This is a genomic window from Variovorax sp. GW460-12-1-14-LB1 (assembly GCF_059423605.1).
This window is the reverse complement of the sequence record NZ_JBWKYF010000008.1, coordinates 77,378-101,883: the sequence shown is the minus strand read 5'-3', so window position 1 is coordinate 101,883 and position 24,506 is coordinate 77,378. Positions and strand designations below refer to the sequence as shown.

Annotated in this window: 21 protein-coding genes and 4 tRNA genes; 8 read left to right on the top strand and 17 right to left on the bottom strand. The window is 67.6% G+C overall.

The genetic code is table 11. From position 1 onward, the window contains the following. Nucleotides 1-11 precede the first annotated feature (11 nt). Nucleotides 12-800 (top strand): PA3715 family protein, encoded by a 789-nt coding sequence (locus AC07Y4_RS06500; RefSeq protein WP_487847091.1) that lies wholly within the window; start codon nucleotides 12-14, stop codon nucleotides 798-800. A 15-nt stretch (nucleotides 801-815) separates the two neighbouring features. Here AC07Y4_RS06500 and AC07Y4_RS06495 read toward each other — a convergent pair whose 3' ends face one another. The 13 genes from AC07Y4_RS06495 to AC07Y4_RS06435 form a co-directional block, all read right to left on the bottom strand. After that, on the bottom strand, nucleotides 816-2,132 hold the full coding sequence (locus AC07Y4_RS06495; RefSeq protein WP_487847092.1) for an MFS transporter: 1,317 nt from the start codon (nucleotides 2,130-2,132) through the stop codon (nucleotides 816-818). A 31-nt stretch (nucleotides 2,133-2,163) separates the two neighbouring features. Then, nucleotides 2,164-2,802, bottom strand: a complete 639-nt coding sequence (locus AC07Y4_RS06490; RefSeq protein WP_095745079.1) for a DUF6806 family protein — start codon at nucleotides 2,800-2,802, stop codon at nucleotides 2,164-2,166. A gap of 23 nt (nucleotides 2,803-2,825) precedes the next feature. Then, nucleotides 2,826-2,917, bottom strand: a tRNA-Leu gene (locus tag AC07Y4_RS06485). Between the two features lie 98 nt (nucleotides 2,918-3,015). Then, nucleotides 3,016-3,089, bottom strand: a tRNA-Cys gene (locus tag AC07Y4_RS06480). Nucleotides 3,090-3,152: 63 nt separating this feature from the next. Next, nucleotides 3,153-3,228: transfer RNA gene (locus AC07Y4_RS06475), tRNA-Gly, on the bottom strand. A gap of 61 nt (nucleotides 3,229-3,289) precedes the next feature. Next, nucleotides 3,290-5,731 (bottom strand): endopeptidase La, encoded by a 2,442-nt coding sequence (gene lon, locus AC07Y4_RS06470; protein ID WP_139703709.1) that lies wholly within the window; start codon nucleotides 5,729-5,731, stop codon nucleotides 3,290-3,292. A 15-nt stretch (nucleotides 5,732-5,746) separates the two neighbouring features. Then, the gene (gene clpX / locus AC07Y4_RS06465) at nucleotides 5,747-7,015 is read right to left on the bottom strand and encodes an ATP-dependent Clp protease ATP-binding subunit ClpX (RefSeq protein WP_062475840.1); all 1,269 of its coding nucleotides are present in this window, start codon (nucleotides 7,013-7,015) and stop codon (nucleotides 5,747-5,749) included. A gap of 110 nt (nucleotides 7,016-7,125) precedes the next feature. Then, nucleotides 7,126-7,734, bottom strand: coding sequence for an ATP-dependent Clp endopeptidase proteolytic subunit ClpP (gene clpP, locus AC07Y4_RS06460; protein WP_062475843.1), 609 nt, complete (start codon nucleotides 7,732-7,734; stop codon nucleotides 7,126-7,128). Between the two features lie 123 nt (nucleotides 7,735-7,857). Then, nucleotides 7,858-9,168, bottom strand: a complete 1,311-nt coding sequence (gene tig, locus AC07Y4_RS06455; protein WP_487847093.1) for a trigger factor — start codon at nucleotides 9,166-9,168, stop codon at nucleotides 7,858-7,860. Between the two features lie 26 nt (nucleotides 9,169-9,194). Then, nucleotides 9,195-9,281: transfer RNA gene (locus AC07Y4_RS06450), tRNA-Leu, on the bottom strand. Between the two features lie 205 nt (nucleotides 9,282-9,486). Then, the gene (locus AC07Y4_RS06445; RefSeq protein WP_487847094.1) at nucleotides 9,487-12,663 is read right to left on the bottom strand and encodes an efflux RND transporter permease subunit; all 3,177 of its coding nucleotides are present in this window, start codon (nucleotides 12,661-12,663) and stop codon (nucleotides 9,487-9,489) included. Continuing rightward, entirely contained in the window at nucleotides 12,660-13,862 is a 1,203-nt protein-coding gene (locus AC07Y4_RS06440; RefSeq protein ID WP_487847095.1) for an efflux RND transporter periplasmic adaptor subunit, read from the bottom strand. The genes AC07Y4_RS06445 and AC07Y4_RS06440 overlap by 4 nt, the downstream gene beginning before the upstream one ends. A gap of 109 nt (nucleotides 13,863-13,971) precedes the next feature. Continuing rightward, on the bottom strand, nucleotides 13,972-15,816 hold the full coding sequence (locus AC07Y4_RS06435; protein ID WP_487847339.1) for a potassium transporter Kup: 1,845 nt from the start codon (nucleotides 15,814-15,816) through the stop codon (nucleotides 13,972-13,974). A 157-nt stretch (nucleotides 15,817-15,973) separates the two neighbouring features. Between AC07Y4_RS06435 and hpnC the strand changes: the two genes are divergently transcribed. Genes hpnC through AC07Y4_RS06415 form a run of 4 tightly spaced genes read left to right on the top strand, consistent with a single transcriptional unit; the run spans nucleotide 15,974 to nucleotide 19,332 of the window. Beyond that, entirely contained in the window at nucleotides 15,974-16,900 is a 927-nt protein-coding gene (gene hpnC, locus AC07Y4_RS06430; RefSeq protein WP_487847096.1) for a squalene synthase HpnC, read from the top strand. Next, a complete protein-coding gene (gene hpnD / locus AC07Y4_RS06425) occupies nucleotides 16,897-17,736 on the top strand; it encodes a presqualene diphosphate synthase HpnD (RefSeq protein WP_070060460.1) in 840 nt (279 codons plus the stop codon). Before hpnC ends, hpnD begins: the two co-directional genes overlap by 4 nt. A gap of 19 nt (nucleotides 17,737-17,755) precedes the next feature. Beyond that, entirely contained in the window at nucleotides 17,756-19,021 is a 1,266-nt protein-coding gene (gene hpnE / locus AC07Y4_RS06420; RefSeq protein WP_487847097.1) for a hydroxysqualene dehydroxylase HpnE, read from the top strand. Nucleotides 19,022-19,023: 2 nt separating this feature from the next. Beyond that, on the top strand, nucleotides 19,024-19,332 hold the full coding sequence (locus AC07Y4_RS06415) for a hypothetical protein (RefSeq protein WP_487847098.1): 309 nt from the start codon (nucleotides 19,024-19,026) through the stop codon (nucleotides 19,330-19,332). 18 nt (nucleotides 19,333-19,350) lie between these two features. On the opposite strand, the gene AC07Y4_RS06410 is transcribed toward AC07Y4_RS06415, so the two are convergent. After that, nucleotides 19,351-19,992: a LysE family translocator gene (locus AC07Y4_RS06410; protein WP_062475861.1), complete on the bottom strand. Its 642-nt coding sequence runs from the start codon at nucleotides 19,990-19,992 to the stop codon at nucleotides 19,351-19,353. A 108-nt stretch (nucleotides 19,993-20,100) separates the two neighbouring features. Here AC07Y4_RS06410 and AC07Y4_RS06405 point away from each other — a divergent pair, with 108 nt between their 5' ends. Beyond that, nucleotides 20,101-20,406: an NIPSNAP family protein gene (locus AC07Y4_RS06405; RefSeq protein WP_062475864.1), complete on the top strand. Its 306-nt coding sequence runs from the start codon at nucleotides 20,101-20,103 to the stop codon at nucleotides 20,404-20,406. A gap of 3 nt (nucleotides 20,407-20,409) precedes the next feature. Here AC07Y4_RS06405 and AC07Y4_RS06400 read toward each other — a convergent pair whose 3' ends face one another. Beyond that, entirely contained in the window at nucleotides 20,410-21,141 is a 732-nt protein-coding gene (locus AC07Y4_RS06400; protein ID WP_447743727.1) for an HAD family hydrolase, read from the bottom strand. Between the two features lie 15 nt (nucleotides 21,142-21,156). Here AC07Y4_RS06400 and hemH point away from each other — a divergent pair, with 15 nt between their 5' ends. Both hemH and AC07Y4_RS06390 read left to right on the top strand, forming a co-directional pair. Then, entirely contained in the window at nucleotides 21,157-22,197 is a 1,041-nt protein-coding gene (gene hemH / locus AC07Y4_RS06395; protein WP_487847099.1) for a ferrochelatase, read from the top strand. Next, on the top strand, nucleotides 22,194-23,045 hold the full coding sequence (locus tag AC07Y4_RS06390; protein ID WP_487847100.1) for a class I SAM-dependent methyltransferase: 852 nt from the start codon (nucleotides 22,194-22,196) through the stop codon (nucleotides 23,043-23,045). The genes hemH and AC07Y4_RS06390 overlap by 4 nt, the downstream gene beginning before the upstream one ends. A gap of 6 nt (nucleotides 23,046-23,051) precedes the next feature. Here AC07Y4_RS06390 and AC07Y4_RS06385 read toward each other — a convergent pair whose 3' ends face one another. Next, the gene (locus AC07Y4_RS06385) at nucleotides 23,052-23,492 is read right to left on the bottom strand and encodes a DUF1993 domain-containing protein (protein ID WP_487847340.1); all 441 of its coding nucleotides are present in this window, start codon (nucleotides 23,490-23,492) and stop codon (nucleotides 23,052-23,054) included. A gap of 118 nt (nucleotides 23,493-23,610) precedes the next feature. Next, complete coding sequence (locus tag AC07Y4_RS06380; RefSeq protein ID WP_095747584.1) at nucleotides 23,611-24,483, bottom strand: alpha/beta fold hydrolase; 873 nt, start codon at nucleotides 24,481-24,483, stop codon at nucleotides 23,611-23,613. Nucleotides 24,484-24,506: the final 23 nt, after the last annotated feature.

The following is a 24,506-nucleotide window of genomic DNA, read 5'->3' as shown; positions in this document are numbered from 1 at the left end:
CTTCACCGGCCATGCGCGCCCTCCTCTTCCTGCGTCATGCACTCGTTCTGCTGGGCCTGGCCTCGGCCGCCGGCCTAGGCCACGCCGCCTGCGAAAGCGGGTTGGCCGAGCGCATGCACGCCAAGCTCTATCCGAAGCAGCCGCTCGACGAGCGGCTGGCCGCATGCAAGGTCTGGCCGGCGTTTCCCGGCCGCAGCATCGTGGTGCTGCCCATGCCGCGCGAGACCACGGACAAGGGCGCCAAGGTCTTCGACCTCGCGCTGCTGCTGATCCAGCGGCCCGACAACGGCAACACCGACCGCGACACGGTGATCGGGCGGATCTTCCTGCCCGAGGCGCTCGACGAAGACGCCACCACCTCGATCCAGGAAATCCGCGTCGACACCTCGCGCTACGTGCTGTCGGCCGACACGCGCGCCTTCGGCCTGCGCGTGCGCTACCGCGGCAACAGCCCGACCTCGGGCCCGCAGGCCAGCGAGACCGTGCGCCTGTACGTACAGCGCGGCAACAAGCTGCAGCAGGTGCTGCAGGAGGTCGAGCTCGACCACGACAACGGCGGCTGGGACGCCACCTGCACCGGCCACTTCGAGAAGCTGCGCACCATGCTGTCGGTCGCGCGCACCACGAGCAACGGCTTGGCCGACCTGCAGCTGTCGCGCACGCTGGTGCAAAGCCGCGCGCAGGAACAGGAAGACCAGGGCTGCGTCGAGAAAGCGCTGCCCGCCAAGTTCAGCACCGTGACGCTGCGCTATGACGGCGAGCGCTTCAAGGTGCCGAAGTCGCTGCAGCAAGCGCCCTGAGGCGCCGGGGCGCCGCTATCGCGCAGCAGCCTTGTCGTGCAGCGCCGCCTTGCGGCCGCGTTGCATGTCGATCGGCAGCAGCAGCAACAGCCCGCCGACGAACAGCACGGCCGTCGACAGGATCGCGATGCGCTGGTTGCCGCCGGTGGCCCAGGTGATGGCACCAAAGCTCAGCGGGCCGATGATGCTGGCCAGGCGCGTGGCGAAGGTCCAGAGGCCGAAGAACTCGGCCAGCTGCTGTGGCGGCGCGAGGTAGCCGGTCATCGCGCGCCCGGCCGACTGGCTCGAGCCCATCGCCAGCCCTGCGATGGCGGCGGCCCACCAGAAGCCGCCCTTGGTCGTGACCCACGCGGCGATCACGCAGACCGCGATCCACGCGAGCAGCGTGGCGGCCAGCGACACCTTGTGGCCGATGCGGTCCTGCACGTAGCCGAAGGCGAAGGCGCCGAGCGCGGCCGCGACGTTGAGCACGAAGATCAGCACCATCGTCTCGCTCGCGACGAAGCCGATCACCTGCTCGGCGTAGATCGCGGCCAGCGTGATCGCGACCGCCACGCCGCCCTGGTAGCAGACGGTGCAGACCAGCAGCCACATGAAGTCGCGGTAGGCGCGGGCCTGCTGGAAGGTGGCGCGCAACTGCCGCCAGGCGCTGTCCTCGCCTCGACTGGCCTGCGGCACGGCGCGTTCGGGCAGCAGCGCAAAGGTGACGCAGGCGGCCACGCCGTAGATCGCTGCCGTGATCAGCATCGTGACCGGCACGAAGTGCGCCGCCGGCAACCCGCGCGCCTGCGACCACAGCACGTATGCCAGGCACAACCCCAGCGCCAGCATGCCGCCGACATAGCCGAAGGCCCAGCCCCAGCCGCTCACCTTGCCCATGCCTTCGGCCGTCGCCAGCTCGGGCAGGAAGGCGCCCGTCAGCGACTCGCCGTAGGAATAGAACGCGTTGGAGACGATCACCAGCGCCATCGCGAGCGCAACGCCCATCGGGCCGCCCGCGAAGCCCGGCGTGAGCGCCAGAGCCGCCGTGGCGAGCACGCAGCCCGTGGTCGTCATGACCAGCACGCGCTTCTTGGCGGCGCGCAGGTCGGCCCAGGCGCCGATGGCGGGCATCGTGAGCATCACGATGGCGTACGAGGTGCTGAGGGCGGCGGTCCACGCGAAGGTGGCCCAGGGCGCGCCCTTGGCGATGCCGCCGACGAAGTAGGCGGCGAACACCGCCGTGATCACGACCGTGGTGTAGCCCGAGTTCGCGAAGTCGTACATCGCCCAGCCGAACACCTCGCGCTTGCGCACGCCGGGGCGCAACGCGGAGGCTGGAAACAGGGCCATGCGGCCTTGGGACCGGGCGGTAAGGGAAAGGTCAGTGCAGGTGGCGCGGACGACGGCCACCGCCGTGGCCACCACCGCTGCCGCCGCCGGCGCCACCGGCACCGCGCGGACGCTTGCCGATTTCGAGCGAGTTCACGAGGGCATCGAAACGGTCGCTGAAAAGGCGATCGATTTCGGCGACCACGCCGCCGAGTTCGGCACCGTCGAAGTGGCGTTCCATGAGGTTGACCACGTCTTCGACCAGCAGGTCGCGCTGCACCTGCATGATCGCGGCCGGGTTGGGGCCCACGAACAGCATCAGGAAGTCGTCGCGCGATTCTTCGTCGGGGTCGCCCTCTTCCTCGTCGAAATCGGTGTCGTAGAAGGTGACCTCGATCGCGGCGCCGCGTTCGGAGAGTTCGTTCAGGCCCATGCACATCTCGTCGAGCGCCTGGCGGAAGTCCTCGTCGCCCGGCACGGTCCAGCAGATCTGCAGCGTGTGGTCCTTCTGCTCGAAGCGGATGCCGGGTTCTTCTTCGTAGGTGCTGGTGGCACCGTCGGCCAGCGATTTGGCGCCTGCGTATTTCCAGAGCGGCCGCAGCGCCTCCTGGATCTGCTCGAAGCTCACGTCCGAGCGCAGCGGCACATCGCCATGCACATGGATCTCAAATGGAGCGTTGTAGCGAGGCATCAAATACTCCCTTGTAAATATGGTGGTACCCGGAACGGGGGTCGAACCCGTATGCCCCGATTAAGGAAGCGGCGGATTTTAAGTCCGATGTGTCTACCAATTTCACCATCCGGGCCTCGGGTTGAACATCGACGATAACCCAAATGAAACAAGCCCCGGCAACGTCGGTTGGCGGGGCTTGTGTATCGGAGCCGATCGGTCTTGACGAGAGGGTGGAGGCGCGACCCGGAGTCGAACCGGGCTAGACGGATTTGCAATCCGTTGCATAACCGCTTTGCTATCGCGCCACGCTGAATAACGAAATCGAACTGCGAAAAAAAGGGAAGCTGCTTGCTTCCCTTTTTCAAAACTGGAGCGGGAAAAGAGTCTCGAACTCTCGACCTCAACCTTGGCAAGGTTGCGCTCTACCAACTGAGCTATTCCCGCGTTTCGAGCCTCAAATTATATACCAGTTTTTTGAGGCTTCACAAGTTCTGCAATCAATCGATCAATGTTTGACCGAGCCTTCGACGGCCGGCGCCCCAGCGCGCTGCTTGGCCAGTTCGGCCACTGCAGCAGCCGACGCGGCCACCTCTTCGTCGGACAGCGGCTCGGGCATCTTCTCGAGCGCGATCTCGAGTACCTTGTCGATCCACTTCACCGGCACGATCTCGAGGCCGTTCTTCACGTTCTCGGGAATGTCCTGCAGGTCCTTGGCGTTCTCTTCGGGGATCAGCACGGTCTTGATGCCGCCGCGCAGGGCGGCCAGCAGCTTCTCCTTCAGGCCGCCGATGGCCGTGACTTCGCCGCGCAGCGTGATCTCGCCGGTCATCGCGACGTCGGCACGCACCGGGATGCCCGTGAGCGCCGACACGAAGGCCGTCGTCATCGCCGCGCCCGCGCTCGGGCCGTCCTTGGGCGTGGCGCCGTCGGGCACGTGGATGTGGATGTCGCGCTTCTCGAACACCTCGTCCTTGATGCCCAGGCGGCGCGAGCGGCTGCGCACCACGGTGCGTGCGGCCTCGACCGATTCCTTCATCACGTCGCCGAGCGAACCCGTGCGGCTGATCACGCCCTTGCCGGGCATGGTCACGGCCTCGATCGTCAGCAGGTCGCCGCCGACTTCGGTCCACGCAAGGCCGACCACCTGGCCGACCTGGTTCTGCTTCTCGGCCAGGCCGAAGCTGTACTTGCGCACGCCGAGGAACTCGTTGAGGTTCTCGCCGTCGACCGTGACCTTGGGCGTCAGTTGCTTGAGCAGCAGACCCTTCACCACCTTGCGGCAGATCTTGGACAGCTCGCGCTCGAGCGAACGCACGCCGGCTTCCCGCGTGTAGTAGCGCACGATGTCGCGCACGGCGGCTTCGGTGACGGCCAGTTCGTCGTCCTTCACGCCGTTGTTCTTCATCTGCTTGGGCAGCAGGTACTTGATCGCGATGTTGGTCTTCTCGTCCTCGGTGTAGCCCGAGAGGCGGATGACTTCCATGCGGTCCAGCAGCGCCGGCGGGATGTTCATCGAGTTCGAGGTGGCGACGAACATGACGTCGCTCAGGTCGAAGTCGACTTCCACGTAGTGGTCGCCGAAGGTGTGGTTCTGCTCCGGGTCGAGCACTTCGAGCAGCGCGCTCGACGGATCGCCGCGAAAGTCCGTGCCCAGCTTGTCGATTTCGTCCAGCAGGAACAGCGGATTGCGCGTGCCGATCTTGCTCAGCCCCTGCAGCACCTTGCCCGGCAGCGCGCCGATGTAGGTGCGGCGGTGGCCGCGGATCTCGGCCTCGTCACGCATGCCGCCCAGCGCCATGCGGGTGTACTTGCGGCCGGTCGCCTTCGCGATCGACTGCCCCAGCGAGGTCTTGCCGACACCCGGTGGGCCCACGAGGCACAGGATGGGTGCCTTCACCTTGTCGACGCGCTGCTGCACCGCGAGGTATTCAAGGATGCGGTCCTTGACCTTCTCGAGGCCGTAGTGGTCGGCGTTGAGCACGGCCTCGGCATTGGCCAGGTCGTGCTTGATCTTGGTCTTCTTGCTCCACGGCAGGCTGATGAGCACGTCGATGTAGTTGCGCACCACCGTGGCTTCGGCCGACATGGGCGACATGAGCTTGAGCTTCTTGAGCTCGCCCTCGGCCTTCTTCAGGCCTTCCTTGGACATCTTGGCGAGCTTGATCTTCTTCTCGATCTCCTCGATGTCCGCGCCCTCTTCGCCTTCGCCGAGCTCCTTCTGGATGGCCTTGACCTGCTCGTTGAGGTAGAAGTCGCGCTGGTTCTTCTCCATCTGGCGCTTCACGCGGCCACGGATTTTCTTGTCGACATTCAGGATGTCGACTTCGCGTTCGAGCTGGCCGAACAGGTTTTCCAGGCGCGCCTTGACGTCGTCCAGGTCGAGCACGGCCTGCTTGTTGTCGAGCTTGAGCGGCAGGTGGGCGGCGATGGTGTCGGCCAGGCGGCCGGCGTCGTCGATGCTCGAGATCGAGGTGAGGATCTCGGGCGGGATCTTCTTGTTCAGTTTGACGTACTGGTCGAACTGCTGCATCACCGCGCGGCGCAGTGCCTCGACCTCGGTGCCCTTCTCACCGCCTTCGGGCGCCTCGACGGGCGTCACGTTGGCCGAGAAATGGGTTTCGCCGTCATCGATGCGGTTCACACGGGCGCGTTGCTGGCCTTCGACCAGCACCTTCACGGTGCCGTCGGGCAGCTTGAGCATCTGCAGGATGGTCGAGACGCAACCGACCTCGAACATGTCCTCGACCGAGGGCTCGTCCTTGGCGGCGGCCTTCTGGGCCACCAGCATGATGCGGCGCTCGGCCTCCATCGCCAGCTCGAGCGCCTTGATGCTCTTCGGGCGACCCACGAAGAGCGGGATCACCATGTGGGGAAACACCACGACGTCGCGCAGCGGCAGCAGCGGCAGGTCGAGGGCCTCGGGGGGCAATGGGGTATGACCAGACATGAGCGTCCTTGTCCTTTAGGCCTTTTTCGCCGTTTCGCGGTACACGAGCAGCGGGGGCTTGTTTTCGTCGATGGTCGATTCCTCGACCACCACCTTGTCGACATTGGTCGCGTTCGGCAATTCGAACATGGTGTCGATCAGCGACTGTTCAAGGATCGAGCGCAGGCCGCGCGCACCGGTCTTGCGGGCCAGCGCCTTGCGTGCGATCGCCTTGAGCGCCGCGGGACGGATTTCGAGGTCCACGCCTTCCATCTGCAGCAGCTTGGTGAACTGCTTCACCACCGCATTCTTGGGCTCGGTCAGGATCTGCACCAGCGCGTCTTCGCTCAGCTCGGCCAGCGAGGCGACCACGGGCATGCGGCCCACGAGTTCGGGGATCAGGCCGAACTTGATCAGGTCTTCGGGCTCGACTTCGCGGAACACCTCGGTGATGCTGCGCTGGGCCTTGCTCTTCACTGCGGCGCCGAAGCCGATACCCGAGGCCTCGGTGCGGTTTTCGATGACCTTCTCCAGGCCCGCAAAGGCGCCGCCGCAGATGAACAGGATGTTGGTCGTGTCGATCTGCAGGAAGTCCTGGTTCGGGTGCTTGCGCCCGCCTTGGGGCGGCACGCTGGCCATGGTGCCTTCGATGAGCTTCAGCAATGCCTGCTGCACGCCCTCGCCCGACACGTCGCGGGTGATCGAGGGGTTGTCGGACTTGCGCGAGATCTTGTCGATTTCGTCGATGTAGACGATGCCGCGCTGGGCGCGCTCGACTTCGTAGTTGCAGCTTTGCAGCAGCTTCTGGATGATGTTCTCGACGTCTTCGCCGACGTAGCCGGCTTCGGTCAGCGTGGTGGCGTCGGCCATCACGAAGGGCACGTCGAGCATGCGCGCGAGCGTTTGCGCCAGGAGCGTCTTGCCCGAACCCGTGGGGCCGATCAAGAGGATGTTGCTCTTGCTGAGCTCGACCTCGTCGCCCTTGGTGTTCTTTTCCTTGTGGCGCAGGCGCTTGTAGTGGTTGTAGACCGCCACCGACAGCATGCGCTTGGCCGGCTCCTGGCCGATCACGTAGTTGTCGAGGTTGGTCTTGATCTCCAGCGGCGTGGGCAGGTCGCTGCGCGCGTCGCGCGCTTCCTCACCGGCCGGCAGCTCGTCACGGATGATCTCGTTGCACAGGTCGATGCATTCGTCGCAGATGAAGACCGAAGGGCCCGCGATCAGCTTCTTGACCTCATGCTGGCTCTTGCCGCAGAACGAGCAATAAAGCGTTTTTTCGCTGGAGGTGCCTTTTTTTTCGGCCATGGACTTTTGCCTCGTGACAGGGTATGGACAATGATAACTAAACAAAAACGGCGTTTCCCGTGTGGGAAACGCCGTTTTTGCCTTTTGGGCGCCCGAGGCGCCGGGCGGCATTAACCGCGCTGGGAGACGACCTGGTCGACCAGGCCGTAATCCTTGGCCTCGTCGGCAGTCAGGAAATAGTCGCGCTCGGTGTCCGACTTGACCTTTTCCAGCGGCTGGCCAGTGCGTTCGGCCAGGATGCGGTTCATCTGGTCCTTGGTGCGCAGGATGTCGCGCGCATGGATCTCGATGTCGGTGGCCTGGCCGCGTGCGCCGCCCAGCACCTGGTGGATCATGATCTTCGAGTTGGGCAGCGAGAAACGCTTGCCCTTCTCGCCGGCCGCCAGCAGGAAGGCGCCCATGCTGGCCGCGAAGCCCAGGCACATGGTCGACACCGACGGCTTGATGAACTGCATCGTGTCGTAGATCGCCATGCCGGCGCTCACGCTGCCGCCCGGGGAGTTGATGTAGAACGAAATGTCCTTGTCCGGGTTCTCGCTCTCGAGGAACAGCAGCTGGGCCACCACGAGGTTGGCGGTCTGGTCATTGACCTCGCCCACCAGGAAGATGATGCGTTCCTTGAGGAGACGCGAGTAGATGTCATACGACCGCTCGCCGCGGCCCGACTGCTCGACGACCATCGGGATCATGCCGAGGCCTTGAATTTCCTGTGCGCTCATGAATTTGCTCTCCGGAAAATGGATTCGTTCGCTCTGATTGAACTGTACGCCTGAGTGAAATGGGGCTCGTGCCGCAAAGCACAAGCCCCATCGGCGTTGCTGCATGCAGCGACGGAAACCAGCTTACTGCTGCGCCATCAGTTCGTCGAACGACACCGACTTTTCGTTGACCTTGGCCTTGCCCAGCACGAAGTCGGTCACGTTGTTCTCGATGACCACGGCTTCGACTTCCGCCAGGCGGTTGTTGTCGCTGAAGTACCAACGCACGACGTCTTGCGGCTTCTCGTAGCTGGCAGCCAACTCGTCGATGTGGGCCTTGATCTGCTCGGGCTTGGCCTGCAGGTTGTTGGCACGCACCAGCTCGGCCACCACCAGGCCCAGGCGCACGCGGCGCTCGGCTTGCGGGCGGAACACTTCCTCGGGGATCGGGGCCTTGTCGGCGTCCTTGATGCCGCGCTGCTTGAGCTCGGCGCGGGCGCCGTCGATCATGCGGGCGACTTCCGACTGCACGCTGGCGTTCGGCAGGTCGAGTTCGGCGTTGGCCACCAGGGCGTCCATCACGGCGTTCTTGTTGCGGGCCAGCAGGCGGAACTTCACTTCGCGCTCGAGGTTGCGCTTGATGTCGGCGCGCAGGCCTTCCACGGTGGCTTCGGCGATGCCGAGCGACTTGGCCAGCTGTTCGTTGACTTCGGGCAGGTGCGAAGCTTCGATCTTCTTCACGGTGACCATGAAGTCGGCTTGCTTGCCGGCCACGTCCTTGCCGTGGTAATCGGCCGGGAACGACAGCGGGAAGGTGCGGCTGTCGCCGGACTTCATGCCGCGCACGGCATCTTCGAATTCCTTGAGCATCTGGCCTTCGCCGACGACGAACTGGAAGTCTTCGGCCTTGCCGCCCTGGAAGGGCTCGCCGTCGATCTTGCCTTCGAAGTCGACCGTCACGCGGTCGTTGTCTTCGGCCACGGCGTCTTGGGCGCGCTGGGCGAAGGTGCGGCGCTGCTTGCGCAGGATGTCCAGGGTCTTGTCGATGGCTTCGTCGCCGACTTCGGCCGACAGCTTCTCGACTTCAGCGCCCGACAGGTCGTTGATCTTGACTTCGGGGAACACTTCGAAGACCGCGTCGAAGGCGAGCTGGCCTTCGGGCGACTCTTCCTTCTCGGTGATGCGGGGCTGGCCGGCGACACGCAGCTTGGCTTCGTTGGCAGCTTGCGAGAAAGCCTCGCCGACCTTGTCGTTCATGACTTCGTAGTGCACCGAGTAGCCATAGCGCTGGGCCACGACGTTCATCGGCACCTTGCCGGGACGGAAGCCGTCCATCTTGACGGTGCGCGCGAGCTTCTTGAGGCGCGAATCGACTTCGTTCTGGATGGTGCCGACCGGCAGGGTCAGCGTGATCTTGCGTTCGAGCTTCTCGAGAGTTTCAACGTTCACGGTCATGGTGTCTTCCTTGTGAGGGGTGTGGCTGGTGCGCGGGGCCGGACTCGAACCGGCACGTTCTTGCGAACGTCAGGACCTAAACCTGGTGCGTCTACCAATTTCGCCACCCGCGCGATGCCAAATTTCAGGTGAATGCAAAGGCGGACGGCCTCGGCGCTGCGGAAAAACCGCTGGCCCAAGACCGTCCGCCTGAAATCGGTCAACCGCGCATTTTAAACGCAAGAATGGGGGCCTTCCGGCTTCCCCCTTTGGGGGATTTCACCCACTCTCGCGCAAGGGATACGGGCCGCGCGAAAACGGCCCCTGAAAAGCGCCTTTTCAGGCGGCAGCGGTTTGCGGCTCCCGCTTGATGCGGAAGGCCGCGGCATACATGGCCGGCAGCGCCAGCAGCGTCAGCACGGTGGCCACGATCAGCCCGCCCATGATGGCCACGGCCATCGGGCCCCAGAACACGCTGCGCGACAGCGGGATCATCGCCAGCACCGCCGCCGCGGCGGTCAGCACGATGGGGCGCAGGCGCCGCACGGCCGACTCGACGATCGCGTCCCAGGCCGGCACGCCGGCGGCGCGGTCGAGCTCGATCTGGTCGATCAGGATCACGGCGTTGCGCTGGATCATGCCCATCAGCGCGATCACGCCGAGCAGCGCCACGAAGCCGAAGGGCCGGTTCAGCAGCAGCAGCGCGGCGGCCACGCCAGCGATGCCCATCGGGCCGGTGATGAACACCAGCAGCGAGCGGCTGAAGCTGTGCAGCTGCAGCATCAGCAGCGTGAACACCAGGAACAGCATGATCGGCACGCCCGCCACGATCGAGGCCGAGCCCTTGCTGCTTTCTTCCACGGCACCCGCCACCTCGATGCGGTAGCCGCCCTGCCCGGCCGCATGCCAGCCGGCCTCGAGCTGACGCAGTTTCGGCAGCAGCTGCTCGGTCACGGTGGCACCCTGCAGGCCTTCCACCACGTCGCCCTGGACGGTGATGGCGTAGTCGCGGTTCTCGCGCCACATCACGCCGGGCTCCCAGGTGAACACCGGACGGGCGATCTGCGTGAGCGGGATCGAACGGCCCGTGGTCGTCGGGATGTAGGCGTTGCCGATGTCCGAAATCGCCTCGCGCTCGTCGGCGGACTGACGCAGCACGATGTCGATCAGCAGGTCGTTCTCGCGGTACTGGCCGACCGTGGTGCCGCTGAACATGGTGCGCGAAGCCTGGGCGATGGCCTGGCTGGTCACACCGAGCGCACGCGCCTTGGCCTGGTCGATTTCGAGGCGGATCACCTTGACCGACTCGTTCCAGTTGTCGTTCACGCCGCGCATGTTGGGGCTTTCGCGCAGCACGGCCTTCACCTCGTCGGCGCGGGCGCGCAGCTGGGCGGGCTCGGTGCCGATCACGCGGAACTGCACCGGGTACGGCACCGGCGGGCCGTTGGGCAGCAGCTTCACGCGGCCACGCACCTCGGGGAACTCCTCGGCCAGCAAGGCGGGCAGGCGCAGACGCAGCGTTTCGCGCACCTTCAGGTCCTTGGCCAGCACGATGAGCTGCGACACGTTGGTCTGCGGAAAGACCTGGTCCAGCGGCAGGTAGAAGCGCGGCACGCCGGAACCGATCCAGGTGCTGACGGTCTTCACGCCCTCTTCCTTCATCACGCGCTGTTCGACGCGCTTGGCCACTTCTTCGTTGGCGGCGAACGAGGTGCCTTCGGGGAACCAGATGTCCACCATGATCTCGGGCCGGCTCGAATCGGGGAAGAACTGCTGCTGCACCTTGCCCATGCCGACGATGCCCAGCGCGAAGATCAGCACGGTGGCGCCGATGGTCAGCCAGCGGTGCTGCACGCACCAGTTCACGGCGCGGCGGAAGCTGTTGTAGAACGGCGTGTCGAACAGCTCGTGCGGCGGCGCATCGGGGTCGTGCGGCTTCACCTTGAGCAGCAGCGTGCCCAGGTACGGCACGAAGTACACCGACACGATCCACGACAGCACCAGCGCAATCACCGTCACCGCGAAGATCGCGAAGGTGTACTCGCCCGTCACCGACTTGGCGATGCCGATCGGCAGGAAGCCCGCCGCCGTGATGAGCGTGCCCGTGAGCATCGGCTTGGCCGTGACGTCGTAGGCGAAGGTGGCGGCGCGGACCTTGTCGTAGCCCTCCTCCATCTTCCGCACCATCATCTCCACGGCAATGATCGCGTCGTCCACCAGCAGGCCGAGCGCGATGATGAGCGACCCCAGCGATATCTTGTGCAGCCCGATACCGAAGTAGTTCATGGCCAGGAAGGTCACGGCCAGCACCAGCGGAATGGTGATGGCCACCACCAGGCCCGGGCGCATGTCGATGTACCAGCCGAAGCGCCCGCCCTTGTGCAGGCCGAGCGCGATGATGCTCACGGCCAGCACGATGGCCACGGCCTCGATGAGCACGCCGACGAATTCGTTGACCGAGCTGGCCACCGACACCGGCTGGTCCTGCACCTGCGCCAGCTTCACGCCGGCCGGCAGGCGCTGGTCGATGGTGGCGGTGGTGGCCTTGAGGGCCTTGCCCAGCGCGATGATGTCGCCGCCCTTGGCCATCGACACCCCCAGCGCGATCACTTCCTTGCCCTGGTGGTGCACCTTGACGGCCGGCGGATCGACGTAGCCGCGGCGGATCTCGGCGATGTCGCCGAGCTTGATCTGGTTGCCCGAGCTGCCGCGGATCGGCATCTCGCGCAGTTGCTCGACGCTGGTGAACTGGCCGCCCACGCGCACCTGCACCACGTCCAGCGGCGACTGGATCGTGCCGGCGCTTTCGACCGCGTTCTGCGAGCCGAGCTGCGCCAGCACGGCGTTGAAGTCGAGCCCCAGCTGGGCCAGGCGCTTCTGCGAGATCTCGATGAAAACCTTCTCGTCCTGCACGCCGAACTGGTCGACCTTGGCCACGTCCTTCACGCGCAGCAGCTGCTGGCGCACGTCGTCGGCCAGCGTCTTGAGCTCGGCGTAGCTGAAGCCTTCGCTTTCCAGCGCGTAGATCACGCCGTAGACGTCGCCGAAATCGTCATTGAAGAACGGCCCCTGCACACCCGCGGGCAAGGTGCCGCGCATGTCGCCGATCTTCTTGCGCACCGTGTACCAGACGTTGGCCACCTCGGCGGCCTTCGACGAGTCCTTGATCTGGAAAATGATCTGCGACTCGCCCGGCTTCGAATAGCTGCGGATCTTGTCGGCGTACGGCGCTTCCTGCAGCGTGCGCTCCAGCTTGTCGGTGACCTGCTCGGCCACCTGCTGCGCGGTGGCGCCGGGCCAGTAGGTGCGCACCACCATGGCACGGAAGGTGAACGGCGGGTCTTCGTCCTGGCCGAGCTGGAAGTACGCGAAGGCGCCCAGCACCATCAGCACCACCATCAGGTAGCGCGTGAGGGGCGCGTGGTCCAACGCCCATTTGGAAAGATTGAAGCCGGGCGACTTGTACTCAGACTCAGGCGCCGGGGTTGTCGCGGGGGTCGCTGGGCCTTCCGTCATTTGGCGGCACCCGTTGCGATCTCCTTCTTCGTCGCGGCCACGGCCTCGACCGCCTGCTGCTTCGCCTGCGCCTGTTGCTGGCCATTGGCGGCGGCCGCCATGGCCTCCTTCGACTGGTAGATGGTGACCTTCTGCCCCGGCGACAGCACGTGCACGCCCGCGGCCACGACCATCATCCCGGTCGCCAGGCCCGAACCGATCACGGCTTCATTGCCGTCGGCCGTGACCACCTGCACCGGCTGCGAGCGCACGGTCATGCTGTCCTTGTCGAGCACCCAGACCGCCGAGCCCTTGCCTTCCTGGCGCAGTGCGCTGGTCGGCAGCTTGATCACCGCGACGTCGGTGCGGGCCAGGGCCTGCGGCCTGGCGTAGACCGTGGCGCCGAGCGCCGGCGAAGTCGCGGCGTCGATCGACACCTTGACCGAATAGGTGCGCGTGACCGCGTCGGCACTGGCCGCCACCTCGCGCACCTGGCCCTGCAGCACCTCGCCGCCGGACCAGCCGCGCACCGCGACCGGCGAGCCGGGCTTGATCAGCGCGGCGCGGTCTTCAGGCACCGCGAACACCACGTCGCGCGCGCCGTCCTGGGCGATGCGCACGACCGGCGTGCCGGCCTGCACCACCTGGCCCGGTTCGGCCTCGATGGCCGTGATGACGCCCGCCACGTCGGCCACCAGCGTCGTGTAGCTGGCCTGGTTGCCTTGCGAGGCCAGTTGCGCCTGCGCCTGTTCGAGCTGGGCCTGGGCGGCCTTCCAGGTGGTTTCGCGGCGTTCCAGTTCGGCGCCGCTGATGAAGTTCTGCGATCGCAGTTCGGTGTAGCGCTTCAGGTCGGCGGCCGCGAGGTCGCGGTTGGTCAGCGCGGCGGCCTGCTGGGCACGGGCGGCCTCGGCGGCCAGCCGGTAGTCCTGCGGATCGAGCTGCGCCAGCACCTGGCCGGCCTGCACGTGCTGGCCGAGCTCGGCTTGGCGGCGGATGATCTTGCCCGCCACCCGGAAGCCCAGGCGCGATTCGACCCGGGCCCGCACCTCGGCCGAGAACTCGGGCTGGGCGTCGTAGTCGCTGGTGCCGACGGTCACGAACTTGACCGCCCTCACGGGCTCCTGGGCGGGCGGTTTCGGCGAACAGCCGGCCAGAAAGATGGCGGGAAGCAGCAGCCAGGCGGCGCTGCGGGCACGGAGTGAGGCGGCGGAGGCGGTCATGAGACACCCAAGAAGAGAGGAACCGGGCCATTAATGACCCACCGGTTAGTAATCTAGGGTAAACGTTAAACAGTGTCAATGACCCGCCGGTCAGTTGACCCTGTTTGCGCTAAGTTCTCTGCCCCATCTCTACCAGCCGGTTATCAGGAAGCTCGAAGTAATCGGATGCCCGGCCCGCGTTTCGCTGCAGCCAGCCGAACAGCACCCGTCGCACCGGGTTCATGCCCGGCAGGTTCTCCTCGCCCACCGAGGCGCGGGAGACGAAGTACGAGGTCTTCATCGAGTCGATGGCCAGGGTCTTCTGGTAGGCCAGGATGCGGATGAACTCGGGCACGTCGGCCCGCTCCATGAAGCCGTGGCGCGCCGTGACCACCCAGATGCCGTCCATCAGCTGCTCGGCCTCGATGCGCAGGCGCGCGTCCACGCGCGGCGTGTCGCACGAGAGCACGCGCAGCACGATCACCTGCTCGTGCAGCACCTGGTTGTGCTTGAGGTTGTGCAGCAGCGCGTGGGGCACCGCCGTGGCGTCGGGATTCAGGAACACGGCCGTGCCGCTCACCCGGTGCGGCATGTTCAGCGCCAGCGAATCGACGAAGGGGCGCAGCGGCAGGCTGTCGGCCGCCGCCGCCTCCAGGCCCAGGCGCCGGCCCTTGGCCCAGGTGGTGAACAGCACCATCACCCCGGCCGCCACCGCCAGCGTGAGCCAGCCGCCCTCGGCCACCTTCAGGCTGTTGGACACCACGAAGGTCAGGTCGACCGCCGCGAAGGCCGCCACGCCGACCGCCACCGCCACCTTGTTCCAGCGCCACAGGCCCCAGGCCACGATGCCGGCCAGCAATGTGGTCGTCACCATCGTGATCGACACCGCGATGCCGTACGCCGCCGACAGCGCGCCCGAACTGCGGAAGCCCAGCACCAGCAGCAGCACGCCGACCATCAGCAACCAGTTGACGGCTGGCACGTAGATCTGCCCGATGGCCGTGCCCGAGGTCTGCACCACGCGCATGCGCGGCAGGTAGCCCATGCGCATCGCCTGCGCGGTGAGCGAGAAGGCGCCCGAGATCACCGCCTGCGACGCGATCACCGTGGCCATGGCCGCGAGCACCACCATCGGCAGCACGCCCCACGAGGGAAAGAGCCGGAAGAACGGGTTGTCGATGGACGCCGGGTTCGCCAGCACCAGCGCGCCCTGTCCGAAGTAGTTGAGCACCAGCCCCGGCAGCGCGATGAAGAGCCACGCGAGACGGATCGGCCTGGCGCCGAAGTGCCCCATGTCGGCATACAGCGCCTCGCCTCCCGTGAACGCCAGGAACACCGCGCCCAGCACGGCCAGCGACTGCGCCCGGTGCTCGACCAGAAAGCCCACCGCCCGGCGCGGGTCGAGCGCCGCCAGCACCTGCGGCTGCTGCAGCACCTGCCACAGCCCCGCCACGCCCAGCACCAGGAACCACAGCAGCATCACCGGCCCGAAGATCTTGCCGACCACGCCGGTGCCCTTCTTCTGCACCATGAACAGCCCGACGAGGATCGCCAGCGTGATCGGGATCACCACCCGTTGCAGCACCGGCGCCTGCACCTCCAGGCCCTCGACCGCCGACAGCACCGAGATGGCCGGCGTGATGAGGCTGTCGCCGTAGAACATGGCCGCACCCACCAGGCCCAGGACCCCGATCCCGCGCCACACCCAGGGCCGGGTCTTCGGGCCGGAAACGGCGTTGCGCGCCAGCGCCTGCAGCGCCAGGATGCCGCCTTCGCCGTCGTGGTCGGCGCGCAGCACGAACACCACGTACTTGAGCGTCACCACGAACATCAGGCCCCAGAAGATCAGCGAGAGCAGGCCCAGCACCGCGTCGGGCGAGAACGGCACGCCGTGCTCGGGGTTCATCGTCTCCTTGAAGGCGTACAGCGGCGAAGTGCCGATGTCGCCGAAGACGACGCCCAGCGCCGCGATCATCAGCCCCGGCCCGGCCGGATGTGCGGTGTCGCCCGAAGCGGGAAGCGCAGTCCCGGAAGCCGCGGCAGTTGCTTTCATCGTCATGGGCGAAAGAGAGATGGAAAGTGGCGACGCCGCCAGCATAGTGCCCGGACATGACGTCGCCGACAATCGTGGCGTGTCCGCCACTCCTCCTGCCAATCCTGGTCATGCCGCCGCGCCGGCCCATTACGAAAACTTCCCCGTGGCCTCGTGGCTGTGCCCGCCGCACCTGCGCCCGCCGATCGCCGCGATCTACCACTTTGCCCGCACCGCCGACGACATCGCCGACGAAGGCGACGCCTCGCCCGATGCGCGCCTGGCCGAGCTGCGCGCCTACCGCGAGGAACTGGCCGCCGCCGCGCGCGGCGAAGCGCTGCCCGACTCGCGCTGGCCCCACGTGTTCGGTCCGCTGGCCTGGGCCATCACCGAGTACCGCCTGCCCGAAGACCTGCTCGCCGACCTGCTCAGCGCCTTCATGCAGGACATCGAGAAGACCCGCGACCGCGGCACCTACGCCGACCGCGCCGAGCTGCTCGACTACTGCCGCCGCTCCGCCAACCCGGTCGGCCGGCTGCTGCTGCACCTGTACGGCGTGACCGATGCGCAGGCGCTGGCCCAGAGCGACGCCATCTGCAGCGCACTGCAGCTCATCAACTTCTGGCAGGACCCGAGCGTCGACCTGCCGCGCGGGCGCTTCTATTTTCCGCGCACCGACTGCGCGCGGCGCGGCCTCACCTCGGAGCATTTCAAGGTCTTCGCGCCCCTGTCTTCCGCGCCGCCGCCGCAGGAAGCTATCAATCTGATAGCAGTGGTGGCCTTCTGGGCGCGCGAGCTCATGACCGAGGGCGCCCCGCTCGTGCACCGCCTGCCGGGCCGCGTGGGCTGGGAGCTGCGCCTGGTCGTGCAGGGCGGCCTGCGCATCCTCGACAAGATCGAGGACCTGGGCTTCGACACCTTCACGCAGCGCCCCACCGTCGGCAAGGCCGACGCGCCCGTGCTGCTCTGGAAGGCATGGCGGATGCGGAGACAATCACGGCCCATGAAAGCAGCGCCTCCCCGATGAATCCCGAGCAATACGTGCAAGACAAGGCCGCCGCTTCGGGCAGCAGTTTCTATTACGCCTTCCTGTTCCTGCCCAAGCCGCGGCGCGCCGCGATCACGGCTTTTTATGCCTTCTGCCGCGAGGTCGACGACGTGGTCGACGAGGTCTCCGACCCCGGCGTGGCTGCCACCAAGCTCGCCTGGTGGCGCACCGAGGTCGCCCAGGCTTTTGCCGGCACGCCGCGCCATCCGGTCATGCAGGCGCTCATGCCGCATGCCGCCACCTACGGCATCGAGGCGCGCCAGCTCAACGAGGTGATCGACGGTTGCCAGATGGACCTGGACCAGACCCGCTACCTCGACTTCCCCGGCCTCGCGCGCTACTGCCATCTGGTGGCCGGCGTGGTCGGCGAGGTGGCGGCGCGCATCTTCGGCCAGACCGATCCGCAGACCACCGCCTACGCCCACAAGCTCGGCCTGGCGCTGCAGCTGACCAACATCCTGCGCGACGTCGGCGAAGACGCGCTGCGCGGTCGCATCTACCTGCCCGTCAACGAGCTGCAGCAGTTCGACGTGAAGGCGCACGAGATCCTGAACCGCGTGCACTCCGACCGTTTTGTCGCGCTCATGAAGTTCCAGGCCCAGCGCGCCCACGCCGCCTACGACGAGGCGCTGGCCCTGCTGCCGCTGGCCGACCGCCGCACGCAGAAGCCCGGCCTGATGATGGCCAGCATCTACCGCACGCTGCTGCGCGAGATCGAGCGCGACGACTTCCAGGTGTTGAACCAGCGCATCAGCCTGACGCCCGTGCGCAAGCTGTGGCTCGCCTGGAAAGTCCAGGCGCTGGGCCGGATATGACGCCCCACCCTTCGTGCCCATGAGGCTCGCCGTCATCGGCGCCGGCTGGGCCGGCCTGGCCTGCGCCGTCGAGGCCACGCGGCTCGGGCACGCCGTCACCCTGTTCGAAGCCGCGCCGATGGCCGGCGGGCGGGCGCGGCGGGTCGATCACATGCACGGCATGGCGCTGGACAACGGCCAGCACATCCTGATCGGCGCCTACACCGCCACGCTGGCGCTCATGCGCGACGTGGGGGTGGATGTGGAAACCGCCCTGCAGCGCCTGCCGCTGTCGCTGCGCTTTGCCGACGGCGGCGGGCTGCAGCTGCCCGCGGGCCGGCCGCCGCCGCTCGACCTGCTCATCGGCATCTTCACCGCGCGCGGCTGGACCTGGCGCGACAAGGCCGCGCTGCTGGCCACCGCCGTGCGCTGGCGCCTCGCGGGCTTTCGCTGCGCGCCCGGCACCAGCGTCGCCACGCTGTGCGCCGGCCTCACGCCGCGCGTGATGCACGAACTCATCGAGCCGCTGTGCGTCTCGGCGCTCAACACGCCCGTGCCGCAATCGAGCGGCCAGGTGTTCCTGCGCGTGCTGCACGACGCGCTGTTCAGCGGGCGCGGCGGTGCCGACCTGCTGCTGCCGCGCGTGGACCTCGGCGCCCTGCTGCCCGATGCCGCGCTCGCGTGGCTCGCCCGGCACGGCGCCATCGCGCACATCGGCCACCGCGTGCGCGCCATCGCGCCCGAGGGCGACCGGTGGCGCGTCGATGACGAGCTCTTCGACCAGGCCGTGCTGGCCTGCGCGCCCTGGGACGCCGCGCGCCTTGTGCGTGCCACCGGCCTGCCGGCCGCTTCGCGCTGGTGCAACGTCACCGAATCGCTGCGCTTCGAGGCGATCGCCACGGTCTACGTGCGCGGCGCCGCACCGCTGGCCGAGCCGATGCTCGCGCTGCGCAGCCAGCCGGGCAGCGCGCCGGCCCAGTTCGTGTTCGACCGCGGCCAACTCGGTGGACCAGAAGGCGTGCTCGCCTTCGTCGTGAGCGCCAACGAAACGCCCCGCGAGACGCTCGAGAAACAGGTGCTCGCGCAAGCCGGCGCGCAGCTCGGACAACCGGGGCTCACGCCGATCCAGACCGTGGTCGAAAAACGCGCCACCTTCGCCTGCACGCCCGGCCTGGCGCGCCCGCCGGCCGCCATCGCGCCGGGGCTGCAGGCCTGCGGCGACTACACCGAAGGCCCTTATCCCGCCACGCTCGAAGGCGCGGTCCTCAACGGACTGGCCGTCGCGCGCGCACTTGCCACGCCGTGACCATGACCACGACCCTGCGTTACCTCGATTTCGACTACAGCGAAGACACCGAAGACCACGGCACCTTCGACGCCATGGCCTCGACCCCGCCCGAGCGCACGCCCGAGGTGGAAGCCGAGATCGCGCAGGTGCTGGCCTGGGCCGAGGCCACCTTCCCCGGTGGGCGCGGCGCGCTCGACGACGGTGCGGTGTGGGACTGCGACGTGCAGCGCACGCGGGAAGACAACCCGCGCCTGGACACCCTCACGCTCTCGCTCAGCGGCACCGCCGACTTCTGCGCGGCGCTGCGCGAGCGCTTCGGGCTCGACTGAAGAAAGTCGGAGGCCTTCTCAGGCCGTCTTGTTGCGCAGCCGCAGCAGGCTCAACCCCAGCAGCACGAAGGCGCCGCCCGACACGCGGTTGAACAGCTGCGCGCGCTTGGGGTTCGCGAACTGCTTCTTCAGCAGGCGCGCCAGCAGCACGTACGAGCCATGCGCCAGCACCGAGCCGGCCGCGAAGGTCGTGGTGAGCACGGCGAACTGCGTGAGGATCGGCGCGTCGTGCGTGAGGAACTGCGGGAACAGCGCCGAGAAGAACAGGATGCCCTTCGGGTTGGTCAGCGCCACCGTCACGCCATGCCCGAACAGCCGGCGCGCGGAACGCGAAGGCGCCGGCGCGGCCGAAGGCTGCAGCTCGGCGAACACGCTCGTGCGGCTGCGCCACTGCCGGATGCCCAGGTACACGAGGTAGCCCGCGCCCGCCACCTTCAGCACCATGAAGGCCGTGGCCGAGGTGTTGAGCACCACGCCCAGCCCGCCCATCGCGGCGGCCGAGACCAGGAAGAGTCCGCAGGCGTTGCCCAGCGAACTGATCATGGCGCGGCGCGGGCCGACGGAGATGGCGTTGGAGACCGCGAGCAGCACGGCCGGGCCGGGCGTGAAGGCGACGACCAGGGTCACGCCGCAAAAGAGGAGCCAGGTGGAGAGATGCATGGAAGGGAATTCGCGCGAAAGCAATGAAAGGGGGCCGTCGCAAAACTATAGTCCGGGCAGCCGCGCGCCGCTCGGGCCGCGCCGATAGTCCCCTGACATTCCTCACCCATGATCACCTGCTACCTGCGCTACATCGTCGATCCCTTCAAGCTCAAGGAATTCGAGCACTACGGCAAGCTCTGGATTCCGCTGGTCGAGAAGTTCGGCGGCCAGCACCACGGCTACTTCCTGCCGTCCGAAGGCGCCAACAACGTGGCGCTGGCGATGTTCAGCTTCCCGAGCCTGGCCGCGTACGAAACCTACCGGGCCGACTCGATGCAGGACGCCGACTGCCAGGCCGCCTTCCGCTACGCCGAAGAGACGCGCTGCATCGTCAGCTACGAACGCAGCTTCTTCCGCCCGGTGTTCCGCTGACCTTCAGGCGCCCAGCGCGATGCACAGCGCGTGCAGGTTGGGCACGATCAGCTGCGGACGCGCGCCGTGCTCCCACGGCCGCTCGTCGCGCACCAGCCAGGCGGCCTGCATGCCGGCGTTGAGCGCGCCCACCACGTCGAGCGCGGCGTCGTCGCCCACGTGCAGCACGTCTTTGGGCAGCAGCCCGACCGAGGCCGCCGCAGCGCGGAAGATCGGCGCGTGCGGCTTGCCGCTGCCGAAGGCGCGCGCATTGAAAGCGGTGCGGAACCACCGGCCGACGCCGGTCTTGTGGAGGTCGGCGTTGCCGTTCGACACCGCCACCAGCGGGTAGCGCTCGCTGAGCCACTTGAGCGCTGGCAGCGCGTCGTCGTACAGGGTGACGCGCTGGCGCTCTTCGAAGAAGGCGTCGAAGGCCGGGTCGGCCAGCGCCGGGTCTTCGCCCGCGCGCACGAGCGCCGTGCGGATCGACTCGCGGCGCAGCGCGCTCAGGTCGTGTGCGAGGTCGGAGCGCTCCTTGGCGGTGGCTTCGCGCAGCTCGCGCAGCACGCCCGGCGTGAGCAGCAGCGAGGCCGTCTTGGGCGCCTCGCGCAGCAGCCATTCGTGCAGCACGCGCTCGGCACGCTCGATGGTCGGCCAGATCGGCCACAGGGTGTCGTCCAGGTCGAGCGTGATCGCCGAGATGCGCGAGATGTCGAGCGGCGTGGCGCCGCCGGGCGCCGGGGAAGCGGAAGTCATGCCCGAGAATATCGCATGCCTCTCGCCCCCCAAGACAGTCAGAACAGCAAGAACGACCGCACCGCCGTGCTCTGGTGCAACCTGGGTTCGCCCGATGCGCCCACCGCCGCCGCGGTGCGCCCCTACCTCGCCGACTTCCTGGGCGACCCGCGCGTGGTCGAGATTCCCAGGGCGCTGTGGGCGCTGATCCTGCACGGCATCATCCTGCGCACGCGGCCCGCGAAGTCGGCCGCGAAGTACGCCAGCATCTGGCTGCCCGAGGGCTCGCCGCTCAAGGTCTGGACGCAGAAGCAGGCCACCCTGCTGGCCGGCTGGCTCGGCGAACGCGGCCACCGCGTGACGGTGCGCGACGCGATGCGCTACGCCAACCCGTCGATCGCCTCGCGGCTCGATGCGCTGCAGGCCGAGGGCGCCACGCGCGTGCTGGTGCTGCAGGCCTACCCGCAGTACTCGGCCACCACCACGGCCAGCGTGATCGACGCCGTGAACGCCTGGAGCCGCCGCCAGCGCCACGTGCCCGAGTTCCGCTTCGTCAACCAGTACCACGACGACCCGGCCTACATCGAGGCGCTCGCGCAAGGCATCGAGAAGCACTGGAAGACCGAAGGCCGCGGCGAACTGCTGGTGATGAGCTTCCACGGCATTCCCGCGCGCAACATCGCGCTGGGCGATCCCTACGAGGCGCAGTGCCTCGAGACCGCCCGCCTGCTCGCGGCACGGCTGGGCCTGGCGTCCACGCAGTACCGCACGACCTTCCAGTCGCGCTTCGGCCGCGCCAAGTGGCTCGAGCCCTACACCGAGCCCACCCTGCGCGAACTCGGCGCGCGCGGCGTGAAGCACGTCGACGTGGTCTGCCCGGGCTTTCCGGCCGACTGCCTCGAGACGCTCGAAGAGATCGCCATGGAAGGCCGCGAAGCCTTCCTGCACGCGGGCGGCGAGCGCTTCGGCTACATCCCCTGCCTCAACGACAGCCCGGCGTGGATCACCGCGCTCACGGGCATCGCCGAACGCCACCTGGCGGGCTGGCCCACCCGACCCGACACTACCACGCCATGAAGAAAGACCTGCACGAAGCCAACCGCCAGTCGTGGAACGCCGCCACGGTGGCGCACAACAGCCACAAGGGCGACCAGGCCGCCTTCTTCCGCGCGGGCGGCTCGACGTTGTTCCCCGAGGAAAGCGCCCTGCTCGGCGACGTGGACGGCCTGTCGGTGCTGCACCTGCAGTGCAACGCGGGCCAGGACAGCCTCAGCATCGCGCGGCGCGGCGCCCGCGTGACCGGCGTCGACATCTCCGACGAGGCCATCGACTTCGCCACCCGCCTCTCGGCCGAGTCGGGCGTTGCGGCGCGCTTCGAGCGCGCGGACGTCTACGACTACTTCGAGGCTGCCGCCGCGCGCGGCGAGCGCCACGACCTCGTGTTCTGTTCGTACGGCACGCTGTGCTGGCTGTCCGACCTCGGCGCGTGGGCCCGCGGCGTGGCGCAGTTGCTGAAACCCGGCGGTCGCTTCGTGATCGTCGAGTTCCACCCGTTCGCGCTGGTGTTCGACCCGCAGTGGAAGTTCCACTACGACTACTTCAACGACGCGCCCGTGCCCGAGGAAGGCGTGGGCGACTACGTGGCCGAATCGGGCGACGGCCTCGTGCCCGACGACCGGCCGATGCCCGGCGTGCAGGCCTTTCGCAACCCGCATCCGAGCTTCGAGTTCACCTGGGGCGTGGGCCAGGTGACGACCGCGCTCGCACAGGCGGGCCTGGCCATCGAGCGCTTCGAGGAGTACCCGTACACCAACGGCTGGAAGCCCTTCGAAGGCATGCGCGAACTCGGCGGACGGCGCATGGCCCCGCCCGAAGGCATGCCGCGCATTCCGCTGATGTACGCGCTGGCGGCACGCCGCGCCTGAACGGACTCAGAAGCGGCCGAGGTAGTCCAGCTTGCCGATGGGCACGCCCTTGTGGCGCAGCACGTCGTAGGCGGTGGTCACGTGAAAGAAGAAGTTCGGCAGCGCGAACTGCAGCAGGTAGCGCTGCGCCGTGAAGTGCGCCTCGCCTTCGCGTGCCTTGATGGTCACGGGGCGTTCTTCGTGGCCGTCGATGAGCGCGCGGTCCACGCCGGCCAGGAAATCCTGCGTCTTCGCGATGCGCGCCAGCAGGTCGTCCCAGGTCTTTTCCTCGTCGGGAAAGCTCGGGGCCGTGATGCCCGCGATGCGCGCCGTGCCCAGCTTGGAAGCATCGCTCGCGCGCTGGATCTGGCCGGCCAGCGTGAGCATGTCGGGCGCCAGCCGCGCCTCGACCAGCGTCGCCGGGTCGATGCCCTGGGCCTTCGCATGCGCGAGGCCCTTGTCGAGCAGATGGGTGAGTTACCCGAGTCCGCGGGTGAAAACCGGCACGGACAGGTCGTACATCGAGAGGGCCATGGCGAGGTGATCTTGGAGTTGAAGTCGGCGCGATTGTGAGCGCGCCGTGCCTTCAACGACCGGCCGCGCGGATAAACCCCTCGATCGGGTCCAGTTGTTCCGGCACGTTGAGCGCGGGCGCATGGCCGCAGCCCGGCACCTCGATCACCTGCAGGCGTCCGGCCGCGCCCGGCCCGCGCCGGTGCATCTCCTCGATCACCTCGGGCAGCACCAGGTCGGACTCGGCGCCGCGCAGGCACAGCACCGGCGCCTCGATCACGTCGTAGTGCGGCCAGATCAGGTAGTCGTTGTCGTGCGCGCTGAACTGCTTGACCATCGCTGGGTCGTAATGCGGCGTGACGCGGCCGTCGGCCAGGCGGCGCGTGGAGCTTTCGGTCAGCCGGCGCCACTGCGCGTCGCTGAGCCAGCCGTAGGGCTTGTAGACCGTGCGGAAAAAAGCCTCCAGCTCGGCCACCGTGGCGAAGGCCGGCGGATCGCCGGCATAGGCGCGGATGCGCTCGATGGCGGCCTGCGCGAGCTGCGGCGCGTTGTCGTTGAGCGTGAGGCTGGCGATGCGCGCCTTCATGCGCGGCTCGAACAGGCCCGACGCGCAGACCGTGCCGATCGCGCCGCCCATCGAGGTGCCCACCCAGTGCACGCGGCCCAGCCGCAGCTCGTCGCACAACGCATTGGCCAGCCTTGCGTAGAACGCGAGCGTGTATTCCTCGTCGGGCGACGGGCTCCACTGGCTCAGGCCGCGCCCCAGGGTGTCGGGGCAGATCACGCGAAAGCCTCGCGCCGCGAAGTGCTGCGCCAGCTCGTCCATGTCGCGGCTGGTGCGCGCCAGGCCGTGCCAGGCGATGACGACGGGGGCGTTGGCGGGGCCCCAATCAAGCCAGTGGATTTCGCGGCCTGCGAGTTGTGCGTAGTGCGATGTCGGCGTCATGGTGCTGTTGTTCTTGCCGTCGC

What these genes read in the sequence shown, in the direction of transcription:
- AC07Y4_RS06500 (WP_487847091.1), top strand. Translation starts at nt 12, where the DNA reads ATGCGCGCCCTCCTCTTCCTGCGTCATGCACTCGTTCTGCTGGGCCTG.
- AC07Y4_RS06495 (WP_487847092.1), bottom strand. Translation starts at nt 2,132, where the DNA reads ATGGCCCTGTTTCCAGCCTCCGCGTTGCGCCCCGGCGTGCGCAAGCGC.
- AC07Y4_RS06490 (WP_095745079.1), bottom strand. Translation starts at nt 2,802, where the DNA reads ATGCCTCGCTACAACGCTCCATTTGAGATCCATGTGCATGGCGATGTG.
- lon (WP_139703709.1), bottom strand. Translation starts at nt 5,731, where the DNA reads ATGTCTGGTCATACCCCATTGCCCCCCGAGGCCCTCGACCTGCCGCTG.
- clpX (WP_062475840.1), bottom strand. Translation starts at nt 7,015, where the DNA reads ATGGCCGAAAAAAAAGGCACCTCCAGCGAAAAAACGCTTTATTGCTCG.
- clpP (WP_062475843.1), bottom strand. Translation starts at nt 7,734, where the DNA reads ATGAGCGCACAGGAAATTCAAGGCCTCGGCATGATCCCGATGGTCGTC.
- tig (WP_487847093.1), bottom strand. Translation starts at nt 9,168, where the DNA reads ATGACCGTGAACGTTGAAACTCTCGAGAAGCTCGAACGCAAGATCACG.
- AC07Y4_RS06445 (WP_487847094.1), bottom strand. Translation starts at nt 12,663, where the DNA reads ATGACGGAAGGCCCAGCGACCCCCGCGACAACCCCGGCGCCTGAGTCT.
- AC07Y4_RS06440 (WP_487847095.1), bottom strand. Translation starts at nt 13,862, where the DNA reads ATGACCGCCTCCGCCGCCTCACTCCGTGCCCGCAGCGCCGCCTGGCTG.
- AC07Y4_RS06435 (WP_487847339.1), bottom strand. Translation starts at nt 15,816, where the DNA reads ATGATCGCGGCGCTGGGCGTCGTCTTCGGCGACATCGGCACTTCGCCG.
- hpnD (WP_070060460.1), top strand. Translation starts at nt 16,897, where the DNA reads ATGAATCCCGAGCAATACGTGCAAGACAAGGCCGCCGCTTCGGGCAGC.
- hpnE (WP_487847097.1), top strand. Translation starts at nt 17,756, where the DNA reads ATGAGGCTCGCCGTCATCGGCGCCGGCTGGGCCGGCCTGGCCTGCGCC.
- AC07Y4_RS06415 (WP_487847098.1), top strand. Translation starts at nt 19,024, where the DNA reads ATGACCACGACCCTGCGTTACCTCGATTTCGACTACAGCGAAGACACC.
- AC07Y4_RS06410 (WP_062475861.1), bottom strand. Translation starts at nt 19,992, where the DNA reads ATGCATCTCTCCACCTGGCTCCTCTTTTGCGGCGTGACCCTGGTCGTC.
- AC07Y4_RS06405 (WP_062475864.1), top strand. Translation starts at nt 20,101, where the DNA reads ATGATCACCTGCTACCTGCGCTACATCGTCGATCCCTTCAAGCTCAAG.
- AC07Y4_RS06400 (WP_447743727.1), bottom strand. Translation starts at nt 21,141, where the DNA reads ATGACTTCCGCTTCCCCGGCGCCCGGCGGCGCCACGCCGCTCGACATC.
- hemH (WP_487847099.1), top strand. Translation starts at nt 21,157, where the DNA reads ATGCCTCTCGCCCCCCAAGACAGTCAGAACAGCAAGAACGACCGCACC.
- AC07Y4_RS06390 (WP_487847100.1), top strand. Translation starts at nt 22,194, where the DNA reads ATGAAGAAAGACCTGCACGAAGCCAACCGCCAGTCGTGGAACGCCGCC.
- AC07Y4_RS06380 (WP_095747584.1), bottom strand. Translation starts at nt 24,483, where the DNA reads ATGACGCCGACATCGCACTACGCACAACTCGCAGGCCGCGAAATCCAC.